Origin of the sequence: Enterococcus gallinarum (genome assembly GCF_021496385.1) — a bacterium.
GTDB classification, from domain to species: domain Bacteria; phylum Bacillota; class Bacilli; order Lactobacillales; family Enterococcaceae; genus Enterococcus_D; species Enterococcus_D gallinarum.
Genome location: NZ_CP050816.1, coordinates 995134 through 1014137 on the forward strand (window position 1 = coordinate 995134; position 19004 = coordinate 1014137).

Consider the following 19004-nt stretch of genomic DNA (forward strand, 5'->3'; position numbering starts at 1 on the left):
ACAACTTTTTCTTAAAAAATACACCGTTATGAAATTATATTTCTTTTTATAATTATATATTACGAAATATAGTTGCAAAAACAAACAGGCCGTTGTATAATCATTTTGTAGAAAACGGTACCAGCAAGGAGGAATCAACAATGTTTGGGTTTTCAGTATTTATGAATGCCGATTTGACTACCACAGACATCGATGCCATCGAAGAAATGGCGCTTCAAGGTTTTTCTGGGATTTTTACATCCATGCATATACCAGAAGATGATGCCGCCAGTTATCGCCAACGATTGACAACACTTGGTGAAATAGCAAAAAAGAATCGGTTGTCATTAATGGTAGATATTTCAGGAGAGGCATTGGCTAAAGCAGGATTTTCCTATAAAGAGTTAAATGAACTGACGGATCGGGGAGTCACTGGGCTGCGAATGGATTACGCGATCGACAATCAGACCATTGCTCAATTATCTCGTAAAATAACTATTAGTTTAAATGCGAGTACATTGACTGAAAAAGATATTAACGAGTTGAACACCTATCAGGCAGATTTTTCTAATCTAGAGGCGTGGCACAATTACTATCCGCGTCCGGAGACGGGATTAGACAAAGAATGGTTTCAGGCCAAAAATCAGTGGTTGAAACAACAAGGTTTTCTTGTACAGGCCTTTGTTGCTGGGGATGCGAATAAAAGAGGTCCTCTTTACCAAGGATTGCCGACACTGGAAGCGCATCGCAGCATGAGCCCCTTCGCAGCAGCACTGGAGTTGTTGAGGGATTGTGCCGTTGATGCTGTCTACATTGGTGATGGTATCGTGACCCCTGCTTCTTTGAAGCAATTCAGTTCTTATCTAGCCGATCAGACCGTCCTTCTTCGCACAAAGGATATTGGTTCTGCCTATTATCAACATATTTTAGGAGAGCATGAGAGCCGGCAAGATGAGGCAAGAGATGTGATTCGCAGTGCAAATGCCCGATTTGCTGAAGTCCCATTGATTTCCCCAGAAACTGCTCAAAAACGGGTTGTCGGAGCTGTGACTATCGATAATCAAGATTACTTGCGCTATATGGGGGAAATCCAAATTTGTAAGCGAATCCTGCCCGCAGATGACAAAGTCAATGTCGCTGCGCAAGTGATTGAAGAAGATCTCCCCTTGCTCCAACAAATCAAAGCAGGAATGCGATTCAAAATAGAAAGAGATGAGAGAAATGACAATGATTAATTTAGAAAACTTAACGACTGAAAGACGAAATCAAGCAACATTTGGCTTGGATGAAATGACTGTGGCAGAGGCTTGTCAGAAAATGAATGCCGAAGACCAGAAAGTTGCTCAATCCGTTGAAAAGGAATTGCCAAGCATTGAAAAAGTAATTCAGCAAACGATTCAATCTTTCAAAAAAGGGGGACGATTGATCTATCTCGGTGCTGGTACCAGCGGACGACTAGGAGTTTTAGATGCCGCTGAATGTGTCCCTACTTTTGGGGTCTCACCGGATATGGTGATCGGTTTGATTGCTGGCGGTGAAGAAGCAATGACTGTAGCGGTTGAGGGGGCAGAAGATTCTGTTGAATTAGGGCGTCAAGACTTGATTGACCTGAAGCTGACGGAAAATGATATGGTCATTGGGATCGCAGCCAGCGGCCGCACACCTTATGTCATTGGAGCACTAGACTATGCAAATGAAATCGGGGCTACCACAGGAACGATCGCCTGCAACAAACAAGCAGAAATTTCAAAACATGCCAGCTTCCCGATCGAAGTGGATTGCGGACCAGAATTTCTGACAGGTTCTACCCGATTGAAATCAGGGACTGCTCAAAAATTGATTTTGAACATGATTTCCACGATTTCGATGGTAGGCATCGGAAAAGTGTACAATAATTTAATGGTCGATGTTAAACCAACGAACGACAAACTCGTTGAACGGGCCAAGAGAATCATCATGCAAGCCACCGAAGCAGATTATGAAACGGCGGCAGACTACTTTGAAAAAGCCGATCAAAATGTGAAGTTAGCGATCGTTATGCTGCTTACCAATAGTGAAAAAGAAGAAGCTGCTGCAAAGCTGGTACAATCAGAAGGGTTCGTTAAAGGAACGTTAGAAGGATAGGAGGAAAAAATCAATGGCAAAAGAAGAACTGACAGTTACACAACTAGCAGAAAAAATATTTCAAGAATCAGGCGGTATCGAGAATGTTGCCTCTGTCACTCATTGTATGACTCGAGTACGGATGACGGTTCGAGATCACAACAAGGTCAGCAAGCAAGGGTTACAAAACATTCCCGGAGTCTTAGGAGTAGTGGATGATGAACAACTGCAAGTGATCATCGGTCCTGGAAAAGTCAATAAAGTAGCAAATGCCATGGCGGCACAAGCGGGTGTTGATCTAGGGCAAGAAATTCCTGTGGCAGCTACCAGTGGAAAAGAGGCTGTGAATGCGAAAGCAGCAGAAATGAAAGCTGCTCAAAAAGCGAAACAAAAACAATCACCAATCAAGTCATTATTGAAAGATATTTCGAATATTTTTGTCCCAATGATCCCAGCGTTTGTCGGTGCTGGTCTCGTTGCTGGTATTGCTTCTGTTATGACGAACTTGATCACTGCAGGAAAAATCGATGGCGACACGTGGAATTATTATGTCATGATTTTAAATATCTTAAAAAACGGGATGTTTTCTTATTTAGTGATCTTCACAGGTGTCAATGCAGCTCAAGTATTTAAAGCGAACCCAACGCTAGGTGGTGTCATTGGGTCGGTCGTCTTATTGACTGGAATGAATCCAGAAGCCCCAATCACCAACCTCTTTACAGGAGATCCTCTGGCAGCTGGACAAGGAGGGATCATCGGTGTGATCTTTGCAGTCTGGTTGCTGGCTAAACTGGAAACTGTTTTGCACCGAGTGATTCCTGAAGCCATTGATATCATCGTTACCCCAACTTTGTGTTTGTTAGCGATCGGTTTGGCAGAGATCTTTTTGATCATGCCATTAGCTGGGTTTATTTCAGACAGTTTGGTTGGCTCAATCAATTGGGTATTGCGCATTCTCAGGTTTTGTTCTCGGAGCAACCTTCTTGCCAATGGTCATGTTTGGTCTACATCAAATCTTGACACCGATCCACATTCAAATGATCGAAGCAACTGGCAGCACACAGTTATTGCCAATCTTAGCAATGGCTGGCGCTGGTCAAGTAGGGGCGGCATTAGCCCTGTGGATTCGTCTGCGAAAAGATAAAGAACTTTCTGAAATGATCAAAGGCGCTTTGCCAGTAGGGATTTTAGGTATTGGAGAACCATTGATCTACGGTGTAACACTGCCATTAGGCCGACCATTTATTACGGCATGTATCGGAGGCGGAATCGGTGGGGCGGTTATCGGCGCATTGTCGAATATCGGCGCTACCGCCATTGGACCTTCTGGAGTAGCTTTGATTCCGTTGATTGCGAACGGTCATTGGTTAGGCTATGTCTTTGGTTTATTAGCAGGATATGCAGGTGGCTTTGTGGCTACTTACTTCTTTGGGATTCCTAAAGACCGTTTAGCTGCTGTCAATGCTGTTGATGAAGAAGTACCGGCGGCTACTTCAACGACGGCTACAACACCAGCAACGTCTGCAGCACCTGAAACCATTGAACTATATGCAGTTGCTGAAGGAACCGTTCATGCGATTACAGAGTCAAAGGATCCTGTTTTTTCTCAAAAAATGATGGGTGACGGATATTATGTAGCTCCTGCAAATGGAAAAATCTATGCACCAGCTGCAGGAACTGTAACAACGATCTTCCCAACCAAACATGCCATTGGAATCACGACACCAAATGGACTTGAGATTCTGCTGCATATGGGTGTCGATACCGTTGAGCTACAAGGCAAGCCTTTCAATATCCTCGTCCAAGAAGGGCAACAAGTGACTGCCGCTACACAAGTTGCTGAAGTTGATCTGGCAGAATTGGCAGCTAGCAATAAAGCAACTGATATGCTTGTGGTACTCACCAATATGGAACAAGTTATCTCAGAAACCATGACTGCTAAAGGAACTGTCACAAGTGCTAGTCCTGTGATGACTGTACAAGTCAAATAGTTAAAAAACAGCTAGATTCGAATGGTACAATTTTTTCTACCCATGTGTCATTCGGTGATTAAGAACGCTTCGTCCCGTACTGCTGAATGATGATCTCGTTAATGCTTCTGTTAATGTGAATCATCTGAAGTGGTTCGGGATTTTTTGTTAGGGAAGAAGCGGAGTGCATCGGAAGACATTGAATATCTTTTAAATTTCTTAAGGAAGTGCCTTTTTACATTGCGAATAATTTACTATTGTGTTACATTCGTGTTACAAAGAAATCCTGAGAATCCTGAGGAGGTAAAGGAATGAAAAAGAGTATCTGGTTCATGAGCTGTCTATTATTTTTACCAATTACTGCCATTGCAGAGGAAACAACGGAATCATCAGAAACGATTCAATCTACGCAATCAACTGAAGAAATCATTTCGACAGAAGCGACGGTTTCGAATACTGAAATGGAATCAACCGCTGACACTGCACAAAGTAGTGAATCCGTGACGACACAGCCCGAGGATGTGGTAGAAGCCATTGTCGCTCAAACAGGCGTTCAAGCAAGTCCTGAGTCAGAAACCATTACAGAACAAAGTGATTTGCGCTCTGCTTTTACTAGAGGCATCACTGATGGAAGTGTGACAGCTTTCACGCAAGATGAGTTGGATCAATTGACCGATCAGCAATTAAAAGATGCAGAGACACTAGCATTACGATATAGCCAAGATGTGATGGGAATGGATATCGGCTATTTTGCTCGGATCGTTCGCGCTCTTTTTATCGATCATCTCTTATCTTGGGAGAAGATTGAACCGCAGCTAGCCTTTGATCCAAGCAGCTACTCTTCTTTTGCAGCGTTGATTCCAGAACTGGATCGCTTAAAAACATATCTGCAAGTTGTTTACCCAACAAATGGTGTTTATATTTCCCCGGAACAGCCAATTTCAGATGAATGGTTGACATCGATTTTGTCACACTTAGATGAAGAAGTAGCTACCAGTGGTTCAGAAACATTGTTTCCAGGTCGGATTGGCTGGATCATTTACGCTGTGAATCAAGGTCATTATCTCCCAGCAGCTTCTGAAGTAACGGGGAATACCGAATCTTCTGATACGTCTGCTGCCAACACTTCGTCGGAACAAACAACAACTAGCAAAACAGAAGTAGCTAGTGCTACTTCGGACAGTCGAGCATTGCCAAAAACGGGAGAGACCGTCAATTGGTTTTTGCCAGTCGTTGGAGTCGTTTTGTTAGTCGGAGTAGGCTGTGTCCTGTGGGTTAGAAAGAAAAAATAGATGTTATTTAAAATCGAAAAACGGCTGTTGTGCAGTGGCTTCCTTTCTTAAGGAATAGCCGCTGCTTTTTTTGTTTTCAGAAAAAGACAATGAATCTATTTTCAATGAAATGAAATCACTAAGCGAATTTCCTTTTTATAAAGAAAATGACTTTCATAAAATATTCAAACTTTTTTACTTGCATTCTCTCATGAGGGGTGTATAATGACACAGTGTCATATGACAACCTGTCATAATAATTGTTGTCATTTATCATTTGAACTGAAAGGAGAGATGACGATGCCAACGGATACGTTTTTCCATTTGCCATTAGATAAGCAAAAACGCATTTTAAGCGCTGCTAAGAAAGAATTTTCTCGGGTCCCATTGAAGGATGCTTCGATTGCCAATATCATCAAAGACGCAGAAATCCCTCGGGGAAGTTTTTATCAGTATTTTGAAAATAAGGAAGACTTATACTACTACTATTTTCATACGTTGAAAAAAAACAGTCAGCGGGATTTGATTCGTTCCATTCAACACGAAAAGGGCGATCTGTTTGCTGGCTTTGAATGGTATTTTTCTCGGATGATCGAAGAAGTGTTAGAAGGAAAAAATGCAAAATTTTATCGCAATCTCTTCATGAGTATGGATTATCGTTCTTTGCGAAAAGTGATGCCGGATATCCACAAAAAACCACTCTACGGCTCTCACAAAGAGCATCAAGAAGCGAGACAGAAGTGGGAAGAAGAATTTTTTGCTGAGATCGACAAAGACTTATTACGGGTCAAGGATGATCATGAATTGAAAATGCTCGTCCAACTGTTGATGCACACCGTTTTTTCTACGATTGCTGAAGCATACCGAGAGTTAGCAGAAAATCATGCCTATGATCCTTCGCTAGCAACGACTGATTTCAATAACAAAATCAGCTGGCTAAGAGATGGCGCACAAAAAGAAAGAGGGGAAAAGAATGACAAAGTTGATTAAACGAGTTTCACTCGTTTCGGCACTGATGGCCGTTGCCTTTATGGTTGTACAAGTAATAGCAGATCTCTATTTACCGACATTAACGTCGAATATCATTAATAATGGCGTTGCAACTGGAGACATTGATTATATCTGGCGTACCGGCTTTTTAATGATCGGTTTTTCACTGATCAGTATTCTGGCTGCATTAGGCAATACATTCTTTGCTACTAGAGAATCACAAAAATTGGGGCAAAAATTACGGACAGATATTTATGAAAAAGTAGAAAATTTCTCCGCACGTTCTTTTGATAAATTCGGAACTGCCTCTTTGATCACTCGTACGACTAATGACGTCAACCAAATTCAAATGGTGGCACAAATGTTCTTGCGGATGATGATCAATGCACCAATCACTTTGATCGGAGCAAGCTTCTTGGCCTATCAAAAAGACGCTCAGTTAACCAAAATCTTTTTAGTCGTTATTCCAATTATGATCGTTTTGGTTGGTGGAATCATGTATTTTGCTGTGCCACTTTTCAAAAGCATGCAGAAAAAAACTGACCGTCTGAATTTGGTCTTCCGTGAAGGATTGACTGGAGTGCGGGTCATTCGAGCTTTCGATAAGACCGGGTATGAAGCCAATCGCTTTGATGAAGCCAATAAAGACTATACCCACACGGCCATCAAAGTAAATACTATCGTGGCACTTATGATGCCTTTGATGACATTGATTATGAGTGGGACCAATATTGCCATCACTTGGTTTGGTGGACATTATATTGCTGAAATGACATTAGAAGTTGGGAATCTGATTGCATTCATGACGTATGCCATGCAAATCTTGATCAGTTTTATGATGCTGTCAATGATCTTTGTGATGGTCCCAAGAGCACAAGCCTCTGCAGATCGGATCAATGAAGTATTAGACGAAGAAGAAGAGATCGTTGATGATAAAGCACCTAAGATGATTCAATTAAAAGGTGATCAAGCCACACTTGCTTTTGATCACGTCAACTATCGTTACCACGGTGCAGAAAAATTAGCACTGCAAGACATTGATTTTCAAGCAAAATCGGGTGATTTTGTGGCAATCATTGGTGGTACGGGTTCTGGGAAGACGACATTGGTCAATTTGCTGCCTCGGCTCTATGATATCGAATCAGGAGCGATCCGCATCAATGGAGTGAATATCGCTGAAGTAACACAGCATAATTTGCGGGACTCAGTTGGTTTCGTCCCACAAAAAGCGGTTTTATTTACTGGTACGATTCGAGAAAACATGAAATACGGTAGACCAGATGCGACAGATGAAGAAATCTGGAAAGCACTGGAAATCGCACAAGCCAAAGAGTTTGTTTCAGAATTGAGCGAAGGCTTAGACAGTCATGTAGAACAAGGCGGCGGAAATTTCTCCGGCGGCCAACGTCAACGGTTAGCGATCGCTCGGGCATTAGTGAAACAAGCCGATGTGTATGTGTTTGATGATTCTTTCTCAGCGCTGGACTTTAAGACAGATGCACAACTGCGAGCGGCATTGAAAAAAGACATGAAGAACAGCATTATGGTTGTAGTCGCACAACGGGTAAGTACAGTAATGGATGCAGACACGATCCTTGTCCTTGACGAAGGTCAATTGGTGGGTAAAGGAACCCATGAAGAATTGATGGCCTCAAACCAAACGTATCAAGAAATCGTATCATCTCAATTGAGAGAGGAGGATGTGGCATGAGTGAACGGAAAAACCAAGCACCTCGCGGCGGTGGACCGATGGGTGGCGGTCCAGGGCGCAACATTGGAGCGAAAGGACCAAAAGCAAAAAATTTCTGGGGAACGGTAAAACGACTTTTCGGTTATATGTCGAAACGTTCTATCGCAATCATTTCGGTATTTGTTTTAGCGATTGCCGCCGTAATCTTCCAGATTCAAACACCAAAGATCTTAGGGGAAGCAACAACCGAAATCTTTAAAGGTGTTATGATTGGTGCAGAGCAAATGAAAGCTGGAAAAACTGTCACCGAATTTCCGATCGATTTTGATAAAGTAGGACAAATCATTATGATCGCTATCGGTATGTATGTTATTTCTGCTATTTTCAATTTCTTGCAACAATTCATCATGACCCGTGTATCACAACGGACCGTCTATGAACTGCGTCGTGATTTAGAAGAAAAAATGAATCGCTTGCCGATTTCTTACTATGATACCCATTCAAACGGAGATATCATGTCACGGGCAATCAATGATATGGATAATATCGCCAGCACCCTCCAACAAAACTTGACCCAATTTATTACCAGTATTGTTACTTTAGTCGGAGTGTTGTGGATGATGCTAACGATTAGCTGGCAGTTGACATTGGTTGCATTAGCAACGGTGCCGCTAAGCTTGATCGTCGTAATGATCGTCGCACCAAAATCACAAAAATTCTTTGCTGCGCAACAAAAGAGCTTGGGATTACTGAATAATCAGGTTGAAGAAACCTATGGCGGCCATACCGTTGTCAAAACCTTTAACCATGAAGCGGCTGATCAAATAGTATTTGAAGAAGAAAACGATCGTCTGTATAGTGCTGGTTGGAAAGCACAATTCATTTCCGCAATCATTATGCCATTGATGAACTTCATCAAGAACTTGGGCTATGTCTTTGTCGCAGTTCTGGGTGGGATCAAAGTAGCGAATGGGAACATGACTTTGGGGGATGTGCAAGCATTCTTGCAATACACGAACCAATTCTCACAACCGATCACTCAAATTGCTAGTTTATTGAATACGATCCAATCAACTGTTGCATCAGCAGAACGGGTCTTTGAGGTCTTGGATGAAGAAGAAATGTCAGATGAACCTTCTGGATTACCCGTGGAAGAAAGCGACTATAAAGTTCGTTTTGACCATGTTCAATTCGGTTATACACCAGACAACTTATTGATGACCGATTTTAATCTAGACGTCAAAGCTGGGGAAATGGTAGCTATCGTTGGACCTACCGGTGCCGGTAAAACGACATTGATTAATCTGTTGGAACGATTCTATGATGTTTCCGGCGGTAGTATTCGCTACGACGGTCGGGACACAAGAGATCTGACCCGTGATGAACTTCGTAGCAACATATCAATGGTTCTACAAGATACATGGCTATTTACAGGATCAATCTATGACAATATCCATTACGGCAATGACAAAGCGACGAAAGAACAAGTAATCGAAGCCGCTAAAGCTGCTCACGTGGATGACTTTGTTCGCAAGCTGCCGGACGGATATGATACGGTCCTCAATGAAGAAGCTAGCAATATCTCTCAAGGACAACGACAATTGATTACGATCGCGCGCGCCTTCTTAGCTGATCCAGATGTGTTGATCTTGGATGAAGCAACATCTAGTGTGGATACTCGGACCGAGATTCTCATCCAAAAAGCCATGAACAAATTGTTGGAAAATCGGACAAGTTTTGTCGTTGCTCACCGCTTATCTACCATTCGGGATGCCGACAATATTATTGTGATGAATCATGGTTCGATTGTCGAAACCGGAAACCATGACACATTGATGGCTAAGAATGGTTTTTATGCGGACTTGTATAACAGCCAATTTTCAGAAGATGCGGCCTGATACAAGAAGACAACGATTTTATTCAATCGATTTTTGTGAATATAAACAAGAATGAAGAGAAGCGTTAAGCTTCTCTTTTTTTTGTTGGAATGAATATTTTCGTTATAAAATAAATAAATATTGCAATTTATTCGCTAAAAATGTATATTAATACATAAATATTCATAGGAGGTCGTTGATGGATGAGTCAGTTGTTTCCCAATTATACACGTTTGCCATTAGAGATTGCTGCAGGAAAGGGCAGCTATGTAACAGATACTCAAGGTCGGAGATATTTAGATTTTACAAGCGGTATTGGGGTCGCCAACCTTGGCTATGGGCAGCCTGAAATCCAGCAGGCAATGCTGCAGCAAGCGGACAAATTATGGCATGCGCCCAACCTCTACACCAATTCGTTACAAGAGACAGTCGCGCAAAAACTAACAAAAGGTCCATATCTTGCCTATTTTTGCAATAGTGGGGCTGAAGCAAATGAAGCAGCCTTAAAACTAGCTCGAAAAGCAACGGGTCGGACAAAGATTTTAACTTTTGAGGGCTCGTTTCACGGACGAACATTTGGTGCCATGACAGCAACGGCTCAAGAAAGCATCCATCAGGATTTTGGTCCGCTCGTACCAGATTTTGAGTATTTGCCCTTCAATGAATTTTCCCCGCTGCAAGCAGCGTTGGATGAGGAAACAGCTGCGGTGATGATGGAACTGGTCCAAGGAGAAGGCGGCGTGATCCCAGCTGAAAAAGAATGGGTCCAAAAGGTGGCCGCGTTATGTCAAGAAGCAGGTGCACTGCTGATCATAGACGAAATTCAAACAGGAATGGGACGCACGGGGAGTTTTTATGCTTTTGAGCAATATGGGATCGAACCTGATATTTTTACATTAGCAAAAGGGTTGGGCAATGGGCTGCCGGTTGGTGCCATGCTAGGAAAAACTGATTTACAGCAGGGGTTTGGCCCTGGAAGTCACGGTTCAACTTTTGGTGGTAATTTGTTAGCGATGGCTGCAGCAAATGCCGTATGTACGGTCCTAACCGATTCCCCTGTGTTAGTAAATGTTGCTGCCAGACATCAGCAGCTTATGGCAGGCTTAACGGATCTGGCACAGATCGTGGCTATTCGAGGGCAGGGCCTAATGATTGGCTTAGAGTTGAAGGATAGCACTGCTCTCCAACAGGCGATGACAGAATTGCGTCAAGCAGGGTTACTGGTGTTGAAAGCTGGAACGAATGTCCTGCGTCTGCTGCCAGCATTGACCATAACGGAAGCAGAAATGGCTGAAGGACTCGCTGTTCTACGTCATGTTTTAGGAACGAAAGAAGAAACCACTGAAAGGTGAGAATGAAGAAAGAAGAGCTGCTTTGGTTGTTGAAAGGTTGTTGAAAAAGAATTTGAGAACAAGTGAAAAAGGGGTGTAGTAAGTGAAAGCAGCAATCGTCGGGTTTACCGGCTATACAGGATTGGAATTGGTTCGTTTGATCCACTTGCATCCTGTCTTGGAGATAGGAACGTTACATAGTCATTCAGTCCAAGAAAATTCAGTCAATGTTTATCCCCATCTGCAGCAACTGGTCAACCAAAGGATTTACCCGTTTGATCCGCTGCAGATTATGCAAGAAAATGAATTGGTCTTTTTTGCGACACCGGCTGGTATTAGCAAAGATTTGGTCTCGCCATTTGTCGAACAAGACTTTCCTGTGATGGATTTATCCGGAGATCTGCGTTTGAAAGAAGCAGGTGTTTATCAGCAATGGTATCAGCAGACGCCAGCTGCGGATCGTTTATTGCATGCTGCAACATATGCATTGCCAGAGTTTCAGACGTCCCACGGAAATTTAATGGCCAATCCAGGCTGCTATGCCACTGCCGCAATTTTAGCCGCTGCGCCTTTAGTCAGAAGAAAATGGTTGGCAGGCATTCCCATTTTTGACGGCAAATCTGGGCTTTCTGGTGCGGGGAAAAAACTGTCAGATACCAGTCATTTTGTGACAATTTCAGAAAATATGCAGACATATAAATTGAATCAGCATCAGCATATCCCAGAAATTGTCCAGCAGTTTCAACAATGGGATCCAGAATTGACGGCCATCCAATTTTCCACTAGTTTGATTCCGGTTAACAGAGGGATCATGATGACCCTTTATGTGCCTGTAGCGCCAGAAAGAACAGCGGAAGATATTTATCAGAGGTATCAAGAAGACTATCAAGAACAACCATTTATTCGCTTGCAGCCGTTAGGAAAGCTGCCAGAACTGCGGCAGGTGACAGGAACCAACTTTTGTGACATTGGGTTGGTCTTAAATCCGATGACCCACATCGTGACAGTCATTGCGGTGATCGATAATTTAGTAAAAGGGGCTGCCGGACAAGCAATCCAGAACGTCAATAAATGGGCTGGGCTGGAGGAAACAGCTGGATTACGACAGATCCCTTGGTATCCTTAACGATACTTGGGAATTCGATTAGTTCAGAATAAGGAGCGTGTAACATGAAAGAAATTATAGGGACAATTGTTTCACCAAAAGGTTTTTATGCAGATGGCATCCATTGTGGGGTGAAAAAAAGAAAAGCCGATCTTGGCTGGTTGTTCTCTGAAGTTCCGGCAAGTGCCGCCGCAGTTTTCACAACCAATCAAGTACAAGCGGCCCCCGTCCTAGTAACAAGAGAACAGTTGAAAACAGGAAAGCTTCGGGGAGTGATCGTGAATTCCGGGAATGCGAATGCTTGTACTGGAGAACAAGGAATAGCAGATGCCAGAGAAATGATCGCTTTGGCTGCAGCACAAGCCGGAGTGGCCTCAGAAGAGGTGGCGGTGGCATCTACGGGAATCATTGGTCGACCACTACCGATGGCAACGATTGCTGCTGGGATTCGTCAATTAAGTCATTCTGGCAGTCCTACCGGATTTCAGAAGGCCATTTTAACGACAGACCTTGTTGAAAAAAATCAAGTGATTCAGACGGAGATTGCGGGCCACACTGTCACCATGGCAGGTTGCGCCAAAGGCTCAGGGATGATTCATCCAAACATGGCGACAATGTTGGCATTCGTCACTACCGATGTCGCTATTGCACCGTCCCTTCTGCAGTCATTGCTGCGAAAACTCACGGAAGTCACTTTTAATCAAATCACAGTAGATGGCGATACCTCCACCAATGACATGGTATTGGTGCTGGCAAATGGGCAAGCGGGCAATCCGCCGATTGAAGAAAATACATTTGCTTATAAGCAATTTCAAAAAATGCTACAGACAGTCTTAACGACATTGGCCAAAGCCATCGCTAAAGACGGTGAAGGAGCGACAAAACTGATTGAAGCTGAAACAAAAGGGGCTCCCACCGACTTAGCTGCCCGCATGATCAGTAAAACGATCGTAGGTTCACCACTCGTGAAAACAGCAATCTATGGAAAAGACCCCAATTGGGGCCGGATCCTTTGTGCAATTGGGTATAGCGGACAAAGAATCGATCCTGCCAATGTGGCGATCGAATTAGCGGCGATCCCGGTTTTTGCAGGAGGATCCCCCCTTGACTACGATGAAACACTGATGGAAGAACGCTTGACAGCCTCAGAAGTAAAAATCAATGTCATTTTACAAGAAGGGGCCGGTCGCGGGAAAGCTTGGGGCTGTGATCTTACGTATGATTATGTCAAAATCAATGCACTCTATCATACGTAATGCCTATCTCATGGAGGTATCAAACGAATAGAATCGGAATCATTGGCTGTAAGAATCAAAAAATCGCCACAAGATCCAACAGGAGGAAGAACATATGGAAATCATTGTCATCAAGATGGGTGGTGTTGCTTCAGATAATCTGACCCCCGTTTTTTTTGAACAAGTCGCACAATGGCAAGCTCTAGGAAAGAAAATCGTGATTGTTCATGGTGGCGGCCATTATATCTCGGAAATGCTGCAGAAATTGTCACTGCCGATTCAGATCAAAGAAGGCTTGAGGGTAACGGATGCGCAAACTCTTGAGATCACTCGCATGGTTTTGCTGGGACAAGTCCAGCCAATGATCACGACTTATTTTCAGCAAGCTGGATTTCAGGCAATCGGCTTAAATGCTGGCTGTGATCAGTTGATCCAAGGGGAAATGATCAATCACGCCACACTTGGCTATGTTGGGAAGGCTAAGACTATTAATCAGCAGTTGCTTCAGCTGCTGATCAAAGGCAATCATATACCGATCCTTGCCCCACTTGGGATCACAGCCGAAGGCCAGTGGCTGAATATCAATGCGGACGAAGTCGCTTGTAAAGTTGCCAGCAGTCTGAGAGCAGAACGATTGATTCTGCTGACAGATGTACCGGGAATCAAGAAAGACTCCCAGTGGCTGCAGCAAGTCTCATTGACTGACATAAAAACATTGATCAATGAGAAGGTGATCACTGGCGGGATGTTGCCAAAGTTAGTCAGTGCTAAAAAAGCGCTTATGAGCGGAGTAGCAACTGTCAGTATCACCGACCGATTAGAAAAAAACGGTACTCAGATCAGAAGAATGAAAGAAACAGCCTTCCTTCAATGAATAAAGGTAGATTTAACCACAAAAAAAGAAGTTCAGTGACCTTTTTTGTCGTTAAATCTATTTTTTTGTCAAAAAAAAATGCTTGATAATGGTAGAATGATAAAGGATTTCATTTGCTAGTATAACGGTTTATCAGTACAATAAGGACAAATGCATAGATAAACGCATACATATATAGGGGGAGAAATAATGACAGATTTTGTATTGGGGAAGAGCACAAAGTTGCGGACAATCGCGATTCGAGTAAAAGATCGGGATAAAGCGATTGCTTTTTATCGTGATGTTCTAGGTTTTGATTTGAAACGGGAAGAAAACGAATTAGCCATTTTGGGTTTCAAAGGTGCAGAAGGTGAAGTCATCTGGCTAGAAGAAAGTCCACGGGCCAATGATCATTTTGGGGAAATCAAAAAAATGCAACGGATCCGCTTGACCGTCGCTTCCTTAGAAGAACTGGCAGCAATTTGTAAAAAAGCGAAAGAACAGTCTGCGACTTTTGAAGAATCTATTTTTGAAGGAAGTCAAATCGCAGTTGTTTTGGCTGATCCTGAAGAAAACCGAATCGAAGTTTTTTACGAAGGCACTCAAGAAACAGATTTGCCAAAAACGCTTGAAGCATTGATCGAAGCTGCACCAAGTGAGGTAGTCCTGTTATCAAGCAAAGCTCGCTTCAACCAAATTCATCTGAATGTCAGTGATGTAGCGAAAGAACGCGACTTTTTGGAAGAGCTGTTAGGTTTGACGACCAAAGAAGCAGATGGTTTCTTACATTTGAATGAAGATGATTTTCAAGTTGGTTTGATCGAAGGCCAAGGCGGAACCATCGATTTACCGACACATGAGGTATTGGGATTGGACTTTTTGAAGATCGCTATTGATAAAGAAGACTTATTGACTTTGGAAGCTCATTTGACTGACAGCAAGCAAGAATTCTTTATTGATAAAAAGAAAAACTTACTGACTACCTACGATACCATCGGGATCGAATGGTGGTTCGTTGCAAATAAATAATGCGATTCACCACTAAGATGCAGAAGAATTTCTCTGGAAATCTCTTCTGTATTTTTTTGTGCAATTAGGGCCTGACTGGTATAATCAAAACAGTTTAGAGGCGCACGAAAGGAGGAACTGGTATGTATCCAGAAACGATTCGGCTAATCGCTGAAAAGCAACAGGAGGGCGTCTTACCGGGAGTTGTTTATCGATTCATCCATGGAGAGCAAATGGAGACTCATTGTTTAGGCTACGCGGCTCGGCAGCCCCAAATAGAATCACTTACGACGGAACACCTATTTGATGTGGCTTCTTTGACGAAAGTGGTTTGTACGACGACGGTGATTCTCAAACTATGGGAACAGGGAGTCCTAGCAATCGATGACCCTCTGGTCCGCTATTTGCCTGCTTTTACTGATCAGAAAGTAACGTTACGACATCTTTTAACCCACACCTCCGATATCCAGACTTGGATTCCTCGCCGCGATCAATTGTCTGCTGAAGAGCTGCGTCACGCGTATCTTCGAGTCCAAAGCGGACCACAGCTTGACAAGCAAGTCCAGTACACGGATACGGGCACGATTCTTCTAGGCTTCATGTTGGAGGAACTTTTTGGCTGTTCTGTCACCGAGATCTTCCAGCAGGAGGTTCTGCAACCGCTAGAAATGACCAACAGTGGGTTTCCTCCTTTGCCGGCAGCAAGCAAGGTAGCAGCCACTCAGCGCCAAGAAGATGGGACTGTTCTGAAAGGAATCACCCATGATCCCAAAGCACGAGTTTTGGGCAAACATGCCGGAAACGCAGGGCTGTTTTCAACCATTGATGATTTGACTCAATTTGTACAAATGATGTTGAAGAAAGGTCAGACAGCGACGCAATCTTTTCTTTCAGCAGATATACTGGAAAGACTATATCTAGACCATACGCCATCTGAAACAGGACATCGCTCAATCGGCTGGGACTTGAAAGGTACGCCTGTACACCTCTATCATACAGGGTATACAGGGACCTTCCTTTTGATTGGTTCTGATGGCAAAGCATTTATTTTTCTTTCGAATCGCGTACATCCAGAGGATCACAGAGACAGCTATCTGAAACATCGGGATCAAATTGTACAAAGTTATTTAAAAGAATCCGTTCGTTGAAGTTTTTCGTGCTATAATATTAGCGAATCAATAGAGAGGGGATCAACTATGGAACCATTATTTATGAAACCTGTTTTTCAAGAAAAAATTTGGGGCGGTAGCCGTTTACATTCTGTTTTCGATTTTGATCTGCCAAATGATAAGATCGGTGAAGACTGGGCGATCAGTGCACATCCTCATGGTGTCAGCGTGATTGAAAACGGCCCATTTAAAGGGAAGACATTAGCAGACTTATGGCGGGATCACCAAGAATTGTTTGGTCATTCGGAGGCGCCGGTATTTCCTTTGCTGATCAAAATCTTGGATGCAGAAGACGATCTATCTGTGCAAGTGCATCCAGACGATGCGTACGGCATGGAACATGAAGGTGAACTAGGCAAGACAGAATGCTGGTACATCATTGATGCAGAACCTGGGGCAGAGATCATTTATGGCCACCACGCACAAACCAAAGAAGAATTAAAAGCAATGATCGAAGACGGCCGTTGGGATGATCTATTAACGAAAGTTCCTGTTAAAAAAGGCGACTTTTTCTATGTGCCAAGCGGAACGATCCATGCAATCGGTAAAGGCATCATGATTTTGGAAACACAACAAAGTTCAGATACCACTTATCGGGTTTATGACTATGATCGGACAGACGATCAAGGCAAGACCAGAGAACTGCATATCCAACAATCTGTTGATGTGACGACTGTGCCCGCTAAAGCACCAGAACTGTCGATTCGTGAAATCAAGCAAGGATCTTCGGCAATCGTGACGTATCTGGAAACCGAATTTTTCAATGTTTATGAATGGGAAGTTCGTGGCAAATTGAATCTGGAACAACAAGCAGACTATACTCTGATGACCGTGATTGACGGATATGGTCAACTTGTGATCGATGGTCATTCCTATGAATTGAAGATGGGAACAAGCTGTATTCTGCCTAATCCAATCAAAAAATGGACATTACAGGGAGAACTGACGGTGATCGCCTCTGAACCTGGTGAGAACGCATAAGTGATTACTTTTTCTAAAAAAATACATTGAAGAACCAAATCATTCGCAGCAAGCAGAAGAAAACCTGCTTGCTGTTTTTTGCTATTCTTTTAAACTACCGGAAAATCAATCGTTAGGGATAGACGGTTGGTTTAGATTTGTTATAATGGCTTTAATAAAGGATAGGTGAAACGAATGGTTTATTTAGATCATGCAGCAACGACGCCGATGCACCCGGCTGTCATTCGAGCCATGAATGACACAATGACGACATTTTTTGGCAATCCTTCCAGTATCCATAGGTACGGTCGGGATGCCCATACCAAGCTAGAAGAAGCGCGACAAGTAATCGCCGATCAGTTAGGTGTCAAAGCCCACGAGATCATTTTTAATAGTGGCGGAACGGAAAGCGACAACACAGCGATCCTCGGCACCGCGTATGCAAAACAAGCAGTAGGAAAACACATCATTACTACGACGATCGAACATCCAGCAGTCATCGAAAGCATGAAGTTTTTGGAGAAGCAAGGGTTCGAGATCACATACTTACCTGTCGATAAAAAAGGACAGCTCTTATCAGAACAAGTAGCAGCGGCACTACGTCCAGATACGATCCTCGTTTCAATTATGTTCGCCAATAATGAAACGGGCAATATTTTGCCGATCCAAGAAATTGGCGAACTGCTAAAAGAACACGCCGCTGTTTTTCATACGGACGCCGTACAAGCTTACGGCAAGCTGCCCATTGATCCTGCTGCGTATGGCATCGATTTGTTGAGTATTTCAGCACATAAGATCAACGGACCTAAAGGCGTTGGTTTCTTGTACAAACGAGACGGCTTGTCACTACCCACTCTCTTACACGGTGGTGAGCAAGAAGAAAAGCGCCGTGCCGGTACAGAAAATTTGGCAGGGATCGTAGGTATGGCAAAAGCTGTTTCCTTGCTGACTCCAGAAGTACAGCGTGCGTACAGTGAGACGTATCAGCAATTTGCTAAGCAAGTTTTTTCTGTTTTGGAAGAGCAAAGCGTTGACTACCGTTTAAATGGAGATCCTGATAGCAAGCTGCCTCACATCATCAATCTGCAATTTCCTGGTGTTACTAGTGATCTACTGTTGATGAAATTGGATCTAAAAGGCATTGCGATCTCGACGGGTTCAGCTTGTACCGCAGGGAACGTGGAACCTTCTCATGTTTTAGAAGCAATGTATGGCAAAGAGCATCCCGCTGTGGGAGAATCTGTGCGGATCAGTTTTGGTCTTGGTAACACAGAAGAAGAGGTCCATAGTTTTGCAGAATTACTTGCTCGAACCGTTTTAGGAACGAAGAAGTAGTACCCATAGTTTCGTGTTTTTAGAGGAATCGAAGGGGCTGCTCCTAGATAAGCGAAAAGAGAGCAGAAAGCAAAAAAAAACTGGCACTCATGCAACCATTCATGATAATCTGAAGAAAGAAATACCGG

Annotated in this window: 14 protein-coding genes and 1 pseudogene; all 15 read left to right on the forward strand. The window is 43.2% G+C overall.

Annotated elements, in window-relative coordinates; all coding sequences use genetic code 11:
* Positions 1-140: 140 nt before the first annotated feature.
* The 15 genes and pseudogenes from HED61_RS04895 to HED61_RS04970 all read left to right on the forward strand — a co-directional run bounded on the left by HED61_RS04895 (position 141) and on the right by HED61_RS04970 (position 18876).
* The gene (locus tag HED61_RS04895) at positions 141-1214 is read left to right on the forward strand and encodes a DUF871 domain-containing protein (RefSeq protein WP_021150573.1); all 1074 of its coding nucleotides are present in this window, start codon (positions 141-143) and stop codon (positions 1212-1214) included.
* Entirely contained in the window at positions 1201-2103 is a 903-nt protein-coding gene (murQ, locus tag HED61_RS04900; protein WP_005470111.1) for an N-acetylmuramic acid 6-phosphate etherase, read from the forward strand. The genes HED61_RS04895 and murQ overlap by 14 nt, the downstream gene beginning before the upstream one ends.
* 13 nt (positions 2104-2116) lie before the next feature.
* Positions 2117-4073: pseudogene (locus tag HED61_RS16965) on the forward strand (glucose PTS transporter subunit IIA).
* A 290-nt stretch (positions 4074-4363) separates the two neighbouring features.
* Positions 4364-5344: an LPXTG cell wall anchor domain-containing protein gene (locus HED61_RS04915; RefSeq protein WP_003128143.1), complete on the forward strand. Its 981-nt coding sequence runs from the start codon at positions 4364-4366 to the stop codon at positions 5342-5344.
* A 279-nt stretch (positions 5345-5623) separates the two neighbouring features.
* Positions 5624-6313 carry a TetR/AcrR family transcriptional regulator gene (locus tag HED61_RS04920; protein ID WP_003128144.1) on the forward strand — a complete coding sequence of 230 codons (690 nt, stop codon included), beginning with the start codon at positions 5624-5626 and terminating at the stop codon, positions 6311-6313.
* Positions 6297-8024 carry an ABC transporter ATP-binding protein gene (locus HED61_RS04925; RefSeq protein WP_003128145.1) on the forward strand — a complete coding sequence of 576 codons (1728 nt, stop codon included), beginning with the start codon at positions 6297-6299 and terminating at the stop codon, positions 8022-8024. The genes HED61_RS04920 and HED61_RS04925 overlap by 17 nt, the downstream gene beginning before the upstream one ends.
* Positions 8021-9901, forward strand: coding sequence for an ABC transporter ATP-binding protein (locus tag HED61_RS04930; RefSeq protein WP_021150566.1), 1881 nt, complete (start codon positions 8021-8023; stop codon positions 9899-9901). The genes HED61_RS04925 and HED61_RS04930 overlap by 4 nt, the downstream gene beginning before the upstream one ends.
* Before the next feature lie 182 nt (positions 9902-10083).
* A complete protein-coding gene (locus HED61_RS04935; protein ID WP_003128147.1) occupies positions 10084-11232 on the forward strand; it encodes an acetylornithine transaminase in 1149 nt (382 codons plus the stop codon).
* 82 nt (positions 11233-11314) lie between these two features.
* The gene (gene argC / locus HED61_RS04940; protein ID WP_003128149.1) at positions 11315-12337 is read left to right on the forward strand and encodes an N-acetyl-gamma-glutamyl-phosphate reductase; all 1023 of its coding nucleotides are present in this window, start codon (positions 11315-11317) and stop codon (positions 12335-12337) included.
* 44 nt (positions 12338-12381) lie between these two features.
* Positions 12382-13572: a bifunctional glutamate N-acetyltransferase/amino-acid acetyltransferase ArgJ gene (gene argJ, locus HED61_RS04945; protein WP_003128150.1), complete on the forward strand. Its 1191-nt coding sequence runs from the start codon at positions 12382-12384 to the stop codon at positions 13570-13572.
* Between the two features lie 94 nt (positions 13573-13666).
* Positions 13667-14425, forward strand: a complete 759-nt coding sequence (argB, locus tag HED61_RS04950) for an acetylglutamate kinase (RefSeq protein WP_003128151.1) — start codon at positions 13667-13669, stop codon at positions 14423-14425.
* 189 nt (positions 14426-14614) lie between these two features.
* Complete coding sequence (locus HED61_RS04955; protein WP_003128152.1) at positions 14615-15433, forward strand: VOC family protein; 819 nt, start codon at positions 14615-14617, stop codon at positions 15431-15433.
* A gap of 122 nt (positions 15434-15555) precedes the next feature.
* Positions 15556-16560 carry a serine hydrolase domain-containing protein gene (locus HED61_RS04960; RefSeq protein ID WP_003128153.1) on the forward strand — a complete coding sequence of 335 codons (1005 nt, stop codon included), beginning with the start codon at positions 15556-15558 and terminating at the stop codon, positions 16558-16560.
* Positions 16561-16608: 48 nt separating this feature from the next.
* The gene (manA, locus tag HED61_RS04965; protein WP_219645202.1) at positions 16609-17562 is read left to right on the forward strand and encodes a mannose-6-phosphate isomerase, class I; all 954 of its coding nucleotides are present in this window, start codon (positions 16609-16611) and stop codon (positions 17560-17562) included.
* A 174-nt stretch (positions 17563-17736) separates the two neighbouring features.
* Entirely contained in the window at positions 17737-18876 is a 1140-nt protein-coding gene (locus tag HED61_RS04970; protein ID WP_003128155.1) for a cysteine desulfurase family protein, read from the forward strand.
* Positions 18877-19004: the final 128 nt, after the last annotated feature.

Bases quoted from the DNA above. Each gene is read 5' to 3' on its own strand.
- HED61_RS04895 (WP_021150573.1), top strand. From the start codon at position 141: ATGTTTGGGTTTTCAGTATTTATGAATGCCGATTTGACTACCACAGAC.
- murQ (WP_005470111.1), top strand. From the start codon at position 1,201: ATGACAATGATTAATTTAGAAAACTTAACGACTGAAAGACGAAATCAA.
- HED61_RS04915 (WP_003128143.1), top strand. From the start codon at position 4,364: ATGAAAAAGAGTATCTGGTTCATGAGCTGTCTATTATTTTTACCAATT.
- HED61_RS04920 (WP_003128144.1), top strand. From the start codon at position 5,624: ATGCCAACGGATACGTTTTTCCATTTGCCATTAGATAAGCAAAAACGC.
- HED61_RS04925 (WP_003128145.1), top strand. From the start codon at position 6,297: ATGACAAAGTTGATTAAACGAGTTTCACTCGTTTCGGCACTGATGGCC.
- HED61_RS04930 (WP_021150566.1), top strand. From the start codon at position 8,021: ATGAGTGAACGGAAAAACCAAGCACCTCGCGGCGGTGGACCGATGGGT.
- HED61_RS04935 (WP_003128147.1), top strand. From the start codon at position 10,084: ATGAGTCAGTTGTTTCCCAATTATACACGTTTGCCATTAGAGATTGCT.
- argJ (WP_003128150.1), top strand. From the start codon at position 12,382: ATGAAAGAAATTATAGGGACAATTGTTTCACCAAAAGGTTTTTATGCA.
- argB (WP_003128151.1), top strand. From the start codon at position 13,667: ATGGAAATCATTGTCATCAAGATGGGTGGTGTTGCTTCAGATAATCTG.
- HED61_RS04955 (WP_003128152.1), top strand. From the start codon at position 14,615: ATGACAGATTTTGTATTGGGGAAGAGCACAAAGTTGCGGACAATCGCG.
- HED61_RS04960 (WP_003128153.1), top strand. From the start codon at position 15,556: ATGTATCCAGAAACGATTCGGCTAATCGCTGAAAAGCAACAGGAGGGC.
- manA (WP_219645202.1), top strand. From the start codon at position 16,609: ATGGAACCATTATTTATGAAACCTGTTTTTCAAGAAAAAATTTGGGGC.
- HED61_RS04970 (WP_003128155.1), top strand. From the start codon at position 17,737: ATGGTTTATTTAGATCATGCAGCAACGACGCCGATGCACCCGGCTGTC.